Genomic DNA, 15,227 nt, shown 5'->3' with positions numbered 1-15,227 from the left:
GCTGCCAATGAACAAGAACAGTATGGGAGGCACCATGTCGATCAATCTGACGGGGCGGACGGCCCTGGTGACCGGGGTAAGCGCCGGGTTGGGCGAGGGAGTGGCCCGGGTCTTCGCCGCCATGGGCGCCCATGTGGTGGGTATTGCCCGCCGGGCCGAGCGGGGGGAGGTGCTGGCGGCGGAGATCAGGGCCGCCGGCGGTCACCTGGATTTCATCGCCGGTGACATTACCAACCCGGCTTGCCGTGAACGGGCCGTCGCCGCCTGCCTGTCGGCGACAGGGCGGCTGGACATCCTGATCAACAATGCCGGGGTCGGCGGGATCCTGGCCCCAGTTCAGGACTACCCGGACACCGCCTGGGATCAGACCATCGCCGTCAATCTCAGCGCCGCCTTTGGCCTGTGCCGTCTGGCATTGCCGACGATGCGGGCGCAGCGCGACGGCGTGATTCTCAATATCGCCTCCATCAATGCCCACTTCGGCATCACCAAGATGGCGGCCTATTGCGCCGCCAAGGCCGGGCTGGTGCATCTGACCAAGGTGCTGGCTGCTGAAGGGGTGGATGCCAATGTCCGCGCGAATGCCATCATCCTCGGGGGCGTGGAATCGGAAATGAACCGCGCCACCACCATCGCCATGGCGCAATCGGCCACCGGGTCCGGTGCCGTTCCCAGCGATGAAAGGCTGGCGCATTACCGGTCATTGATGATGAAGCCGGCCGATGTTGCCGCTGCCCTGGCTGCGCTGTGCCTGCCGGAAGCGGCCCTGATCACCGGATCGGAAATCGCCATTGACCAGGCCATGACCGCCGGTGCTGCCGCCAGCGCCCTGATCCATGGCGGGGCCGCCGCGCTGCTGGCTTGAAATCCGCTTAAAGGGAGTTTGCCTGATGACCACCAGCCCCCTCCAGCGGCTGTTCAATCCGCGCAGCATTGCCATTCTGGGTGCTTCGGAGAAAAATCCCTGGGGCGCCATGGCGCTGAAGCTGCTGGATAATTTCAACTTCACCGGTCCGATCCATCTGGTGAACCGGCGCGGCGGCACGGTGTTGGGCAGGCCCACCGTTACCGCCGCCACTGGCATCGGGGAGCCGGTGGATGCCGCCTTCATCGCCGTGCCAGCGGCCGGTCTGGCCGAAGCGGTCGAGGAGATGGCGGCGGCCGGCATTCGCCAGGGGGTCGTCGTCACGTCCGGCTTTGCCGAGATCGGGCCGGAAGGGGCGGCAGAGCAGGCGCGGGTCTTCAGCCGCGCCGGCGATCTGGGCCTGACCCTGCTGGGCCCCAACAGTCTGGGCTTCAACAATTTCGTGAATAAGGTTGGGCTGGGCACGCTGCCTCTGGTCACGCCGACCCTGGCTGCCCCCCGCGTCGGCCTGGTCAGCCAGAGTGGGGCCACGGCCGGCATCCTCTGCCGCACGGCGGCCCGGACCAATGTGTCGCTGACCTATGCCGTGGCCCTGGGGAACGAGGCGCAGGTCGGGCTGGCAGAGGTGCTGGATTTCCTGGTGGATGACACAGGCACCCGCGCCATTGCCGTGTTTGCGGAAACCATCCGAGATCCGGCGGCCTTTATTCCGGTAGCGGAACGAGCCTTGGCTGCCGCCAAGCCGATCATCATGTTGAAGGTAGGGGTGGGGGAACTGGCGGCTGCTGTCGCCCAGGCCCATACCGGCGCCCTGGTCGGGGATGACCGGATTTTCGATGCCGTCTGCGCCGAACTGGGCATCATCCGCGTCCAGACGCTGGAAGAATTGCTGACGACGGCCGATTTCCTGGCCTTCACCGGCGTGCTGCCGGACCGGAAATTCGCCGTCGCCTCCATCTCCGGCGGGGCGTGCGAGATGATGGCCGATCTGGGGGAGGCGCATGGGGTGCCCTTCGCCCGCTTCACCGCCGAAACGGTGGCGCGGGTGGCGGCGGAACTGCCGGGCTACGGTGCCGCGCATAATCCGTTGGATATTACCGGGGCGGCAATGGCCGATCCGGACCTGTTCCGCCGGTCCATTGCCGCCATCGCACCGGACCCGGAGGTGGGACTGGTCGCCGCCTGCTTTGAACTGCCGACCGACGCCGCCGAACTGTCGGGCTTCAACCGTCCGGCCATCCGGGCCATTGCCCAGGGCATTGCCGACGCCGGGGTAAAAGGCTTTCTGCTGCAGCAGACCTATCAGCCGATCAGCGAATTCGGCCGGTCCATTGCGCAGGAAGCGGGGCTGGGCCAGGTAGTCAGCGGTCTGGACCATGCCATGCGCGCCGTCGGCGCGGCCTTCGCCTGGTCAGCCAAGGTGCGGGCGGGTCTGCCACCCCCCCTGGCCTTGCCTGCCCCCATCGCCGCCCGTCCGGTGACGGAGCGGGAAACCCTCGAGATGCTGGGGGCCGCCGGGGTGCCGGTGGTGCCGGCCCGCATCGTCCGCAGCCGCGATGCGGCCATGGCAGCCGCCGCCGCCATCGGTGAGCCGGTGGCGCTGAAAATCCTGTCCCCCGATATCCCGCACAAGACGGAAGTGGGGGGCGTGCGCCTCCATCTCAGCGGTGATGCCGTCGTCGGGGAGGCCTACGACGCAATCATGGCCAGCGTCACCGCCGCCCGGCCGCAGGCGCGGATCGATGGGGTGATCGTGTCGCCCATGCGCACGGGCGGCCTGGAACTGTTGGTCGGCGTGGCCCGCGATTCCGGTTGGGGGCTGGCGCTGGCGGTCGGGTTCGGGGGCGTGCTGGTGGAACTGCTGCAGGATAGCAGCCTGCGCCGGCTGCCCGTCTCCCCGGCCCAGGTGCGGGAGATGCTGGTCGGCCTGCGCGGGGCCAGGCTGCTGGCCGGCTACCGCGGGGCGCCGGCCACGGACCTGGACGTGGTGGCAGAAACCATCAGCCGCATCGGCAATGCCGCCCTGGCCCTGGGTCCGGACCTTGCGTCGCTGGAGATCAATCCTCTCTGGGTCAGGGGGGACAAGGTGGAATGCCTGGACGCCCTGGCGGTGTGGTCAACATGAAGACACAGGCAATGACAGCAGAGTCACTCCGGCATTTCTACACCGGGGAAGACGGGTTGTACGTGCCCGGCCCCCTGGTCGCCGGCCCATGGAACCCGGCGCATCAAGGCGGCGTGCCCTTGGCCGGCCTGTGTGCCCATCTTGTCGAACAGGTCCCGACCCTGGTTCCGATGGTCACCACCCGGCTGGTCATCGACCTGCTGCGGCCGACGCCGATGCAGCCGGTGGCGGCTCGGGTCACCGTGCCCCGCGATGGCAAGCGCCTGCAGATGGTGGAGGCGGAAATCCTCGCCGACGGCATTGTCACCGCCCGGGTTTCGGCACTGCGGGTGCGGGTGGAGGCAGGGCCGGCCACCCCGGATGCCGATGACAGGCCGGGAGACCCGCCGCAGGCACCGCCGCTGCTGGCCCCGCGCTCCCGTCTTCGCCATCTGGTCGACAGCCGGCTGGTGCGTGGCGGGCTGGAGGAGCGCGGGCCCGGCACCGTTTGGCTGCGGATCAGCGGGGACATTGTCGCCGGCACCCCGATCAGCCCCTTTGTGCAGGCGGCCATGTGTGCCGATTTCGGCAGCGGCCTGTCGGCCTTTGTCGATTGGCGCGCCTGGAGCTTCGCCAATGTCGACATCACCCTGCATCTGGTGCGAATGCCCGTCGGGCCCTGGCTGAAGCTGGAGGCGCAATCCCTGGGGGCAGGCCAGGGCATGGCGCTGGTGGATGGTCACCTGACGGATGCGCACGGTCCCATCGGCCGCTGTCACCAGACATTGTACCTGAACCGCACAACAACAGCCTGAACCAGCAATGACATGGGAGAGCCAGCGATGCGGACCCTGAAAGAAACCCTGGATGCGATCATGACAATCGATCCACCAGCCAATGCCATTGAATGCCAGGGCATCTGGTGGCGCTGGGCGGATCTTGCCGCCGTGAAGGACCAGTTTGAAGCGGTGCTTGCCGAGGCCGGCCTGGGCGGTGGCATCCGGGTCGGCACGATGCTGCGGAACGAACCGGCCTGCGTGGCCGTTTTGGCGTCCGTCATGGTAGGGGGGCGCTGCCTTGTCACCCTGAACCCGGCATTGCCGGACGAGAAGCTGGCCACCGATATCCGGAATCTGCGGCTTCCCGTCGTGGCGGGGATGGCGCGCGACTGGGCGCGGCCCGCCTTGCGTCAGGCGGCGGAAGCTGCCGGGGTGCTGGGGATTCTGTTGCCGGATCACCGGGACGGCCGGGTGACCCTGGTGCCCGGTCTGGAACGGCTGAGGGCCACCGATCTGTCCACAGCCCCCGGAATTGCCATGGAGATGCTGACCAGCGGCACCACCGGCACGCCCAAGCGCATCCCGTTGAAGGCGGCCCTGTTCGAAAAGATGCTGTACGATGCCGCCCTTTATGAGCGCGGCCGGCAGGAGGATGACACGCCCCGCCTGCGCTCGGGCATCAGTTTCGTCATGGTGCCGTTCGCCCATATTGGCGGCGTCTGGGGGGTAATGAACACCCTGGTCTCGGGCCGGCAGACCTTCCTGCTGGAGCGTTTCGCCGTGGCGCCCTTTGTCGACGGTCTGCGCCGGCACCGGCCGCGCGTCGTTTCCACCCCGCCGGCCGTGCTGCGCATGGTGCTGGATGCTGGGGTGGACAGGGCCGATCTGGCCTGTCTGAAGGTCTGGCGCACCTCCACCGCCCCCCTGGACCCGGATCTGGCCGACCGGTTTCTGGAAACCTATGGCATTCCCGTTCTGCAGGTCTATGGCGCCACGGAATTTGCCGGCGGCGTCGCCGGCTGGACATTGGCCGATTTCCATCACTTCGGCGCGGCCAAGCGGGGCTCGGTCGGCCGGCTCAATCCCGGCATTCAGGGCCGCATTCTGGATCCGGACAGCCGGGAGCCGCTGCCGGCAGGGCGGGAAGGGGTGTTATCCCTGTGCGCCGGCCATCTGGGCAATGGCCGGGACTGGCTGGACACCACCGATCGCGCCGTGCTGGACGAAGACGGTTTCCTGTTCATCCGCGGCCGCTATGACAATGCCATCATTCGCGGCGGCTTCAAAGTCATGCCCGATGACGTGGTGAAGGCGCTGGAGCAGCATCCCGCCATCCTGGAGGCGGCCGTCGGGGGCATTTCCGATCCCCGCCTGGGGGAGGTGCCGGTGGCGGCCTATATTGTCAAAGCCGGTCATGCAGCGCCGGAGCCCGAGGCGCTGAAGGAATTCCTGCGCGACCGGCTTTCCCCCTATCAGATACCGGTGGCCCTGCGCGCCGTGCAGGAACTGCCGCGCACGGCATCGATGAAGGTCAGTGTGCTGGCCATTCGGGAAATGTTCGCCACACAACAGGGCACTGGTTCCTGACCATCCCCCTGGCGCCGGCGGCGCTGCCTTGTTATATTGGTGCACTATTCAAAGATCCGGCGCCTCCGCCTTGTCAGGATGCCACCGCATTCCGCTGGGACGGGAAGGGTGCCGGTCGCAGAAAACCATGAAAGGGCGGGAAATGGCCACAGCCAACTTGTGTCGCGCGGATGAAGCCAGCCTGACGGGCGATGCCGAGATCAAGGCCTTTGTTGAGAATTTCGACCATCATTCGTCGTTCTTCCGGGACCGGCACAAGGAGGTGCTGCGCTATATGCTGGCCCATGCGCCGGTGGTCCACACCTCGGCTCATGGCGGCTTCTGGGTTTTTGCCCGCTATGATGATATCTGCCGGATTGCCAAGGATGATGAGACCTTCAGTTCCGAAGATGGGATCATCATTCCCAAGCCGGTGGGCGGGCTGACCACCCTGCCGATCGACCGCGATCCGCCAGCCTCGCTCGCCTACCGGCTGCCGCTGAATCAGATGCTGTCGCCAGGCAAGATGAAGGCGCTGAAGCCGGAATTACGGGACTTGGCGGACAAGCTGATTGCTGCCAAACGCGCCGAAGGCGGCATGGATGTCGTGCTGGATCTGGCCCAGCCATTGGCCGGCATCATCACCCTGCGCCTGTTGGGGGTGGAGGAGAATGACTGGTTCGCCTATGCCGACCCGGTGCATAATGCCACCTTCGGCAAGGGCACGCAGGAAGAGATGGTGGCCGGAATGATCGGCTTCCTGCAGCGCGTTGCCCAGGATGTGCGTAACCCACAGATCGCCAAGGCCGGCGGCATGATCCAGAAGCTGCATGAGCATGAGGCCAAGGGCCGCCGCCTGACCATTGAAGAGATTCAGAGCATGGTTTCCCTGCTCTATATTGGCGGGCTGGACACGGCCCAGGCAGCCGTCGGCACCTTTGCCGCCCATCTGGGCCGCGCACCCGCTCTGCGCAAGCGGCTGGTGGATAATCCCGACCTGCTGCCGACCGCCATTGAGGAGTTCCTGCGTGTCATGGCGCCGCAGCAGGCGCTGAGCCGCACGGCAACGCGGGATGTAGAGGTCGGTGGCGTCAGGATCGCCAAGGGAGAAAAGGTGCTGATGCTGTGGGCGGCGGCCAATTTTGATGAAAGCCGGTTCTCCTGTCCGTTCAGCGTTGATATCGACCGCAAGGATAACCGTCACCTGACCTTTGGCATTGGCGCCCATACCTGCCTGGGGGCGCCGCTGGCCCGGGTTGAAATCGAGGCGGCCCTGGCGGCTCTGCTGGCGGCGGCCCCTGACTATACGCTGGTGGAGGACGGCATGAAGTTCGCCTCCGATGTCGGCGTCGTCTTCGGTTACGACACTATGCCGATCCGGTTCTGACACCCACGGCCCTTGATCCTGACCGATTGCCCGGATCAGGGGTTCCTCATTTACCGGGCGGCGGTGCCGCAGCCTTGACCTGACTCGGCCCCGCCGCCTTGGCTTGACGCGCATGGGCGGTGCGCTGCCAGTGGCTCCCATAACGACCATTATACCAGTGGCATGAAATCTTGACCGTTGGTCAATCTTTCCTGCCCCTCAATCGCCGGCGCCAGCATCCGCTGGCTTGGCTACGCCGCACGAGCGGCGCGGCGGCAGTCGCCGCCGTACCAACGGTCATGAATTATGACCGTTGGTATTAAACGCTTTGACCGTCTGTATGGTCCGCCTGTCCCCTGTCCCGATAGGGAATGATAATCGGGACAGGGGCTTCTTCAGCGCCGGGGCCCCGAGGCCTCCGCTGTTCCTGCCGACTGGCATAAATTGAGAATTAAGTACACTAGATGAGGAGATGTGAACAGCGATCCTTGCAAGTCGGTCATTTTTGTGCGAAAACAGTGCACCAAATAAAAATAAAGTCCAGGGAGGTTTTATGATGCAGCGAAGTGTGGTTCTTCGTGTCGGCACCGCATTGGGTCTGTTGATGACGGCAATGCCAGCGCTGGCCCAGACGGAGGCGGAGGCGGCCGGCCGGACCGGAGAGGTCGCGGATTCCACCGTCAGCATGTTGCAGGAAATCGTCGTCACGGCGCGCCGCCGGGAAGAAAAACTGCAGGACGTGCCCTTATCCGTGACCGCCCTCTCGGCCGAAGCGCTGGAGCAGAAGGCCGTTCGTGACATTTTCGACTTGCAGATGGCCACTCCTGGACTCAGCGTGTCGGGGACCCAGAGCCAAGGCCGGGCCGCGGGTGGCTACACGATCCGAGGCCAGAAGGCGGCAGCGGATGACGCGCCTCCGGGTGTCGTTGCCTATATGAATGAGGTGCCGGTCTTCGGTGGTGAAGTGTCGCGGGCCGTGTTCGACCTCAGCAATGTGCAGATGCTGAAGGGCCCACAGGGTACATTGTTCGGTAAGAATACCAATGGCGGCGCCGTTCTGTTCACCGGCAAACGTCCGACCTTCGATTTTGAAGGTTATATCACCGGCCGCGTCGGCAATCTGAATGATCGCTATGTGGAAGGGGCGCTGAATGTCCCGATCGCCCCGACGCTGGCCGTCCGCGTGGCCGGCAATCTGCAGCGCCGTGATGGGTTCACCCAGAACAATTCCGGTCCCGACCTGGATAACCAGCATCACGAGAATCTGCGCGCCTCGATCCGGTTCGAGCCGAACAGCGACTTCAGCAATGACACGGTGATCAATTATACAAATATCAACGAGCGCGGCCCCGGCTATGTCATTGCCCAATTCTTCGCGCTGCCGCCGATCCTCGCGGGACTGCCAGCGCCCTTGAACCAAGCCTCGGCAGGCATCATTGCGGCGGCCAATGATCAGATGGCGTCGGGAATTCGCCGAGTCAATAATGACAACCCCGGATTTTCCAAAATCAAGGCTTATGGTGTTTCCAACACGACGGCGTATAAAATCAACGACTCGATGACGATTAAGAACATCTTCGGATTTCATGACCAGGAATTTTCCGGTGTCATGGATTATGATAACCTGTCCTATGATCTTCTGTCGGTCGGCTATGCTCGACACAGCCGTCAGATCACCGATGAATTGCAGGTTCAGACCTCGCTCCTCGAGGATCGGCTCAACCTGATCACCGGTGCCTTTTATCTGACGTCGAAAGAGAATCCGTTCAACGGCGACACCCGGTTCGGTGCCACCTCGGCTGGGGCGGTCATGACGCCGCTGTTCTTCTATAATCCGCAATATGCCCATCGGGATGAAAGCAGCCGCGCCCTGTTTACCCAGGCCGGGTACAAGCTCACCGACACGGTGTCGCTGACGGCCGGATATCGTCATACCTGGGACAAGTCGGAATTGTTCGACCAGCAATACCGGGTGTTCGTGCCGGGGACGATCCTGTTGCCCTTCACGCCCCCGGCCAGTGGGTTGCGTGTCTGCTCCCTCATCCCCTATACGGCCGGCCCGTCGCCATTGACCGTGGACACCGCGGCCTGCGAGCGCCGCGGCACGGTGAATTTCAATGCCGGAAACTATGTCGTCTCGGCGGATTGGAAGCCGGAGCGCGGCACCCTGCTCTATCTCGCGCATCGGCATGGTTACAAGGCGGGTGGCTTCAATGTGACCTCTCCCTTCTCCGGCCCGCAGAATGTCTTCAGGCCGGAATCGGTGAATGATGTCGAAGCCGGCGTGAAGCTGGAGCACAGTCTGAGCAATATGGAAATCCGCTTCAACGCTGCGGGATTCCATTCCTGGTACAATGACTTGCAGTTGACGCAAGTCATCAGTGACGCCTCCGGGCCGCAGTCCCTGACCCAGAATGTCGGCAAGGCGCGCCTGTGGGGGGGGGAGGCCGAGCTGCTGGTCATGCCGGTGCAGGGGCTGACGCTTGGGGCGACATTCAACTATTTCGATGGGGTGTTCGAGGAGGGGATTATCACCGGGGCGAATGCGCAACAGGTTGACCTGAAGGGTCGCGCCTACCATTCCCAGCCGAAATACTCCATGTCGCTCAGCGCCGCCTATACGACAGAAATAGCCGGGGATGGCACCAGCCTTACCGGTTCCGTCTTCTACACCTGGCGCGACAAGACCTATTACAATTATGACGAGGTTCCGGGGAATCTTCAGGAAGCTTATAGCTTGCTGAATGCCCGCCTGGAAGTGAACAATATTGGTGGAACCGGGTTCAGTGTTGCCCTTTACGGGCGAAACATCACCGACAAGAGCTATGCCCTCAGTACAGTGCGGGCGGAGACCTTTGGGTTCATCAGCCGGTTCTATGGTGAGCCCGCCACCTATGGGCTGGAAGCGACCTATCGGTTCTGAGATGACGCCCGGCCGGGGATTATCCGGCCGGGCCTCCTGCTCGCGCTTTTCCTTCTGACCTGAATGAGGTTCCGATGGCCGATGATGCGCCCGACGAGGTGGTCCAGCTGGACCGTCCGGCCGACCATGTGCTGCGTGTCACCTTGAACCGCCCTGCGGTGCGCAATGCCATCAATGGGGCGATGGCGCAGGCGTTGGAAGCCGCCATTGACCTGTCCGAGGCGGATGAGTCTGTTCGTGTCGTCATTCTTGCGGCGGTGGGCGACAAGAGTTTCTGCGCCGGGGCGGATCTGACGACGGCGACCACTGGCCGCGGCGGTGACCTGATCACCGCGCGCGGCGGTTTTGCCGGTTTCGTCCGGGCGCAGCGGGCGAAGCCCTGGATTGCTGCCGTCAATTCCAACGCCCTGGGCGGTGGGCTGGAGCTTTGTCTGGCCTGTGACATGGTGGTGGCGGCCCGGTCGGCCCGGTTCGGCCTGCCGGAGGTGAAGCGAGGCATTTTCGCCGGCGCCGGCGGGGTGTTCCGGCTCCCCCGGGCCATTCCGCGGGCCGTTGCCCTGGAGATGATCGCCACGGGGGCGCCGATCAGCGCCGACCGCGCCTATGAACTGGGTCTGGTCAACCGGGTGGTGGATGATGCTGCCCTGATGGAGGCCACGCTGGCTCTGGCCCAGGCGGTGCAGGTCAATGCGCCCCTGTCGGTCCGTCAGTCCCTGATGCTGGCCCGTCTGGCCGACGAGCTCGACGAGGCGGAGCTCTGGCGGCGGAACGCCGAGGTCGGGCGGCTGATCGTTGCCTCCGAGGATGCGCGGGAAGGGCCGCGGGCCTTTTTGGAAAAACGGTCCCCCAACTGGAAGGGGCGCTGAGATGGAACTGGGTTTCGGGGCTGCCTATGAGGCTTTCCGGGCCGAGGTCCGGACCTTCATCGCCGCCCATTGGCCGCCGGCTGATGGCAATGTCAAAGACCCCGCCGCCATCCGCGCCTTCCGGGACGCCTGCACGGCGCAGGGCTATTACGCCCGTGCCGTCCCCCGCCGCTATGGTGGATCGGAACAGCCGGCCGATATCGTGAAGGCGGAGATCATCCGCGAGGAAATCCGCCGGGCCGATGCCCCGGCAGAGGTGCGGGACGGCGGGATCACTTTGCTGATCCCGACCCTGCTGGAATGGGGCACGGAGGCGCAGCGGCAGCGCTTCATTTCGCCCACCCTGAAGGGGGATTATCGCTGGGCGCAGGGTTTTTCAGAGCCGGGGGCCGGGTCCGATCTGGCGTCCCTGCGCACGCGTGCTGTGCTGGTCGATGATCACTGGGTGATCAATGGCCAGAAGATCTGGAGCAGCTACGCCCACCGCGCCCATTACATGTTCGCGCTGGTCCGTACCGAGCCAGAGGCGCCGAAGCATGAGGGCATTTCCTATTTGTTGATTGATCTGCGCCAACCTGGCGTGACGATCCGGCCGCTGCGCCAGATGACGGACCAGTCCGAATTCTGCGAGGTATTTTTCGATGATGCCCGCACCCCGGCCGACTGGATCGTCGGCGGGCGTGGCCAGGGCTGGCGCATCACCCGCACCACCTTGAAGCATGAGCGCGGTTCCCTGTCCGGCCTGTCCTGGACCGACAGCATGTTGCGCGGCCTGATCCGGCTGGCGCGGGAAATGCGGCGCGACGGGCAACCGGCTATCGATCATCCCACCATCCGCGCCGAACTGGCCGCCATCGAGGCACAGTCGATGGCCCTGACCTATTCCACCTATCGTGCCATCTCCATGACTGTCCATGGGCAAGAACCCGGCCTGTTCAGCACGATGGCGAAGATCGCCAGCACCGATCTGGCGCAGCGGATCGCCAAGCTGGCCCGTGACCTGCTGGCCGATGACCTGCTGGTAATGGACGGCCCGCAGCGCAAATGGATCGACCGGTTCATGATTTCGCTCTCCATGTCGATTGCCGGCGGTACCTCCAACATCCAACGCAATATCATCGCCGAGCGGGGCCTGGGTCTGCCGCGCGAGCAGCGGGCAGGTGAGGCATGAATTTCCTACTTTCTGACGAACAGGTGATGGTGACGGACACGCTGCGGTCGTTGCTGCGCGATGCCTGCGATCCGCGCCAGGTCCATGACATCATTGATCGCCATGACGGGTTCGATGCCGAGCTGTGGCAGCGTCTGGTCGATCTGGGTGTGCCGGGGCTGATGCTGCCGGCGGAAATGGGCGGGGCCGGGCTGGAGATGATCGATCTGGCCCTGGTCGCCGAGCTGCTGGGGGAATTCGCCGCCCCTGTGCCGTTCCTCGGGCATGTGCTGTGCGGCCTTGGCATCCGGCTCTGCGGGACGCCTGACCAGCAGGCACGCTGGCTGCCGGCTCTGGTCTCCGGTTCCATCCTGGGCACGGTGGCCCTGGGAGAGGGGGAGGAGTGCTGGTTGCCAGACGAATGGCAGGTGACGGCAGGAGATCGCCTCTCCGGCGGCAAACGGCTGGTGCCCAACGCCATGGCGGCCGATCTGATGCTGGTGGGCACCCGCCAGGGGCTGGCGCTGGTGGAAAAGGGCAATTGGACGGCCCGACGCCGGGAGGGGGTGGACCGGACACGGTCGCTGGAGGATGTGACCTTCCACGAGGCCTCGGTGGCCTTGCTGGACAGGGTACCGGAAGGGGTCACGCGGCTGATCGATGCGGCGGCCATCCTGCTAGCGGCGGATGCGTTCGGCGGTGCCTCGCGCTGTGTGGCGCTGGCGACAGATTATGCCAAGCTGCGTGAACAGTTCGGACAGCCGATCGGCAGTTTCCAGGGGTTGAAGCATCAGCTTGCCAATATGGCCCTGTCAGTGGAACCGGGGCGCGGACTTTACTGGTACGCCGCCCATACCTGGGACGCGTTGCCCGGCAAGGCCGGACATGCCGCCGCCCAGGCCAAGGCGCATCTCTGCGATGCCTATCTGCAGGCAGCCCGCGACATGGTGGAGGCATTCGGCGGCATCGGCTTCACCTGGGAACATGATGCCCATATCTATCTGAAACGAGCCATGTTTGACTGGGCTTGGCTGGGATCGCCGGTGCGGCACCGGCTGCGGGCGGCGCAACTGGCGGGTTGGTGAGCATGTCGGCTGCTGCGGAAGAACCGGTGCTGATCCATATCGCGGAGGGCGTCGCCGCCCTCACGCTCAATCGGCCTGACCGGATGAATGCCATCAACGGCCAGCTCTCCCGCGCCCTCAACCGCGCCCTGGATACCGCCTCCCGGTCCCCTGAGGTGCGCGTCATTCTGCTGCAGGGGGCGGGGCGTGGCTTCTGTGCCGGGGCGGATGCCCAGGTGCTGGATGAATATGCCGCCGATCCCAAGGCGCCGAACAGCGGGTCCGGCCGGCTGCGCTATGGCGAGTTGATGCGCCTGCCCAAGCCGGTGATTGCCGCCGTGCACGGGGCCTGTGCCGGTGTCGGGCTGGCCCTGGCCTGCTGCGCCGATATCCGGCTGGCTGCCTCCAGTGCCTTCTTCCTCGCCCCCTTTGCCGGATTGGGCCTGTCGGCGGAGGTGGGGCTGGGCTGGCTGCTGCCGCGGTTGGTCGGCACCGGCAGTGCCATGGATATGCTGTTGGGCGGTCAGCGCCTGACGGCCGACGATGCCCGGTCCATCGGGCTGGTGCGCCATGTCTTCCCGGAGGCGACATTCATGCAGGAGGCACGGGCCTATGCTGTGCGCCTGGCGGCCAGCGGGGCGCCCGCCGCCCTGCGGCTGATCAAGCAGCAGGTCTATGACGCCTGGGGGCAGGATTTCGCCACGGCGGAGGAAGCCGCCCTGCGCCTGACCTTTCAGACCCTGGAAAGCCCGGATTTCACCGAGGCGATGGCCGCTCGCCGACAGAAGCGCCCGCCGGTCTTCGCCGCCGTCACAAGCCCGTTCCTGTCGAGTGGTTGATGTAGGCACTTGGCTATATCGTCTGATTTTGCGCCGTTCCTTCCTGTCCCCGTGTTCTGAGAAAGGTTGTTGCCATGACCGATGCCGATATCATCATCGTAGGGGCCGGCAGCGCTGGCTGTGTCCTGGCGGCGCGCCTGTCAGAAGATCCGACGGTACGGGTGCTGCTGATCGAGGCCGGCGGCACCGGGGGTGGCATGATGGTGGAGATGCCGGCGGGGTCGTTCAAGCTGATGGGAGACCCCAAGGCCGACTGGTGCTATCGCACGGAACCGGATCCGTCGCTGAATGGCCGGGTGGTGCAATGGGCCGGCGGGCGGATGCTGGGCGGGTCCAGCGCCATCAATGGCATGGTCTATAACCGGGGTCAGCGGCGCGATTATGATGACTGGGCCGCTGCCGGTGCCACCGGCTGGTCATTCAATGATGTGCTGCCCTATTTCCGCCGGTCGGAAAATTATGACGGGCCGGAGGGGCAGAGCCATGGCAAGCTGGGCACCCTGGCCGTCACCTCCGGCCGCACCCGGCATCGGGTGGTGGATATCTTTGTCGGGGCCTGCAATCAGGTGGGGCTGCCCAGCAACCCGGATTATTGCAGTGGCACGCCCGACGGCGTCTTCCCGACCCTGAGCACGACGGGCGGCGGCAAACGCTCCAGCACCGCCGCCGCCTTCCTGGACCCGGCCCGGTCACGCCCGAACCTGCGCATCCTGACGGATTGTCTGGTCGACAAGGTGCTGCTGCGGGAGGGACGGGCGGTCGGTGTGCGTATCTGGCGCGGCGGGGAGCCGCAGGACCTGACCGCGGCGGCGGAGGTGATTGTCAGCGCCGGCACCATTGGCTCGCCCGCCATCCTGCTGCGCTCTGGAATCGGCCCCGCCGCCGCCGTTCAATCCATGGGGATTATGCTGGCGCGTGATCTGCGGGGGGTGGGGCGGAATCTGCAGGAACATAGCGCCATCGGGATCAGCAAGCTGGTCGATTTCCCCACCTATAACAGCCCGTTCGGCCCGGTCACCCTGGCCGGCAACCTGCTGCAATATCTGCTGTGGAAACGGGGGCCGATGACCTCGCCCGCCGTGCAGGCCATGGCCTATGCCCGCTCAACCCCGGAGAAGGACGTGCCGGATATCGCCCTGAGCCTGCTGCCGCTGGCGATTTCCTTTGCCAATGGCCGGCCGGGAATGCACCCCAAGCCGGGCATTAATATTGCCGGCAATGTCGCCCGCCCCTTCAGCCGCGGGGAAATCCGCCTGCGCTCGGCCGATCCGGCGGACAAGCCGGTGATTGACCATCAATTGATCGGTGATCCCCGCGACATGCAGGTGCTGATCGCCGCCGGCCGGCTGATTGAGGACATCTATCAGGCGCCGGCGCTGAAGAAACATGTGGTGGCGGAGAATATCCCGTCGCCGATCCCGCGCAGCGATGCCGACTGGGAAACCTATATCCGCGCCTCAGCCGGCATCGGCTATCATCCGGTCGGCACCTGCCGGATGGGGCAGGGACCGGACGCGGTCACCGATCCGAACCTGCGTGTTCATGGCATTGCCGGGCTGCGGGTCATCGACGCTTCCGCCATGCCCAACATCGTCTCCGGCAATACCAATGCCGCCACGATCATGATCGCGGAACGGGGGGCGGAGTTGATCCGGGTTGCCCTGAAACAGTCCATGGCGGCGTGATAGCCAGAAAGGGGGCGGCC

The 15,227-nt window shown here is 65.1% G+C and carries 11 protein-coding genes; all 11 read left to right on the top strand.

The features are described 5' to 3' along the window. Window positions 1-34 precede the first annotated feature (34 nt). The 11 genes from CHB97_RS22875 to CHB97_RS22825 all read left to right on the top strand — a co-directional run bounded on the left by CHB97_RS22875 (window position 35) and on the right by CHB97_RS22825 (window position 15,207). Window positions 35-865, top strand: a complete 831-nt coding sequence (locus CHB97_RS22875) for an SDR family NAD(P)-dependent oxidoreductase (protein WP_160106184.1) — start codon at window positions 35-37, stop codon at window positions 863-865. Window positions 866-890: 25 nt separating this feature from the next. Next, window positions 891-2,990: an acetate--CoA ligase family protein gene (locus CHB97_RS22870; RefSeq protein WP_089290339.1), complete on the top strand. Its 2,100-nt coding sequence runs from the start codon at window positions 891-893 to the stop codon at window positions 2,988-2,990. An 11-nt stretch (window positions 2,991-3,001) separates the two neighbouring features. Beyond that, the gene (locus CHB97_RS22865; RefSeq protein WP_160106182.1) at window positions 3,002-3,784 is read left to right on the top strand and encodes a thioesterase family protein; all 783 of its coding nucleotides are present in this window, start codon (window positions 3,002-3,004) and stop codon (window positions 3,782-3,784) included. A gap of 27 nt (window positions 3,785-3,811) precedes the next feature. Beyond that, window positions 3,812-5,335, top strand: a complete 1,524-nt coding sequence (locus CHB97_RS22860; RefSeq protein WP_089290337.1) for a class I adenylate-forming enzyme family protein — start codon at window positions 3,812-3,814, stop codon at window positions 5,333-5,335. A 142-nt stretch (window positions 5,336-5,477) separates the two neighbouring features. Beyond that, on the top strand, window positions 5,478-6,701 hold the full coding sequence (locus CHB97_RS22855; RefSeq protein WP_160106180.1) for a cytochrome P450: 1,224 nt from the start codon (window positions 5,478-5,480) through the stop codon (window positions 6,699-6,701). A 484-nt stretch (window positions 6,702-7,185) separates the two neighbouring features. Further along, window positions 7,186-9,603: a TonB-dependent receptor gene (locus tag CHB97_RS22850; RefSeq protein ID WP_143271137.1), complete on the top strand. Its 2,418-nt coding sequence runs from the start codon at window positions 7,186-7,188 to the stop codon at window positions 9,601-9,603. 74 nt (window positions 9,604-9,677) lie between these two features. Beyond that, window positions 9,678-10,469 carry an enoyl-CoA hydratase-related protein gene (locus tag CHB97_RS22845; RefSeq protein ID WP_089290334.1) on the top strand — a complete coding sequence of 264 codons (792 nt, stop codon included), beginning with the start codon at window positions 9,678-9,680 and terminating at the stop codon, window positions 10,467-10,469. A gap of 1 nt (window position 10,470) precedes the next feature. Continuing rightward, window positions 10,471-11,640 carry an acyl-CoA dehydrogenase family protein gene (locus CHB97_RS22840; RefSeq protein WP_089290333.1) on the top strand — a complete coding sequence of 390 codons (1,170 nt, stop codon included), beginning with the start codon at window positions 10,471-10,473 and terminating at the stop codon, window positions 11,638-11,640. Continuing rightward, window positions 11,637-12,704: an acyl-CoA dehydrogenase family protein gene (locus CHB97_RS22835; RefSeq protein ID WP_089290332.1), complete on the top strand. Its 1,068-nt coding sequence runs from the start codon at window positions 11,637-11,639 to the stop codon at window positions 12,702-12,704. Before CHB97_RS22840 ends, CHB97_RS22835 begins: the two co-directional genes overlap by 4 nt. Window positions 12,705-12,706: 2 nt before the next feature. Then, on the top strand, window positions 12,707-13,522 hold the full coding sequence (locus CHB97_RS22830) for an enoyl-CoA hydratase-related protein (protein WP_089290331.1): 816 nt from the start codon (window positions 12,707-12,709) through the stop codon (window positions 13,520-13,522). Window positions 13,523-13,578: 56 nt separating this feature from the next. After that, the gene (locus tag CHB97_RS22825; protein ID WP_256387135.1) at window positions 13,579-15,207 is read left to right on the top strand and encodes a GMC family oxidoreductase; all 1,629 of its coding nucleotides are present in this window, start codon (window positions 13,579-13,581) and stop codon (window positions 15,205-15,207) included. Window positions 15,208-15,227: the final 20 nt, after the last annotated feature.

The sequence above is a fragment of the Azospirillum sp. RU38E genome (genome assembly GCF_900188385.1).
GTDB lineage: Bacteria > Pseudomonadota > Alphaproteobacteria > Azospirillales > Azospirillaceae > Niveispirillum.
This window is presented reverse-complemented; position numbering and strand designations above follow the sequence as displayed.

Bases quoted from the DNA above. Each gene is read 5' to 3' on its own strand.
- CHB97_RS22840 (WP_089290333.1), top strand. From the start codon at position 10,471: ATGGAACTGGGTTTCGGGGCTGCCTATGAGGCTTTCCGGGCCGAGGTC.
- CHB97_RS22865 (WP_160106182.1), top strand. From the start codon at position 3,002: ATGACAGCAGAGTCACTCCGGCATTTCTACACCGGGGAAGACGGGTTG.
- CHB97_RS22875 (WP_160106184.1), top strand. From the start codon at position 35: ATGTCGATCAATCTGACGGGGCGGACGGCCCTGGTGACCGGGGTAAGC.
- CHB97_RS22860 (WP_089290337.1), top strand. From the start codon at position 3,812: ATGCGGACCCTGAAAGAAACCCTGGATGCGATCATGACAATCGATCCA.
- CHB97_RS22855 (WP_160106180.1), top strand. From the start codon at position 5,478: ATGGCCACAGCCAACTTGTGTCGCGCGGATGAAGCCAGCCTGACGGGC.
- CHB97_RS22870 (WP_089290339.1), top strand. From the start codon at position 891: ATGACCACCAGCCCCCTCCAGCGGCTGTTCAATCCGCGCAGCATTGCC.
- CHB97_RS22835 (WP_089290332.1), top strand. From the start codon at position 11,637: ATGAATTTCCTACTTTCTGACGAACAGGTGATGGTGACGGACACGCTG.
- CHB97_RS22845 (WP_089290334.1), top strand. From the start codon at position 9,678: ATGGCCGATGATGCGCCCGACGAGGTGGTCCAGCTGGACCGTCCGGCC.
- CHB97_RS22830 (WP_089290331.1), top strand. From the start codon at position 12,707: ATGTCGGCTGCTGCGGAAGAACCGGTGCTGATCCATATCGCGGAGGGC.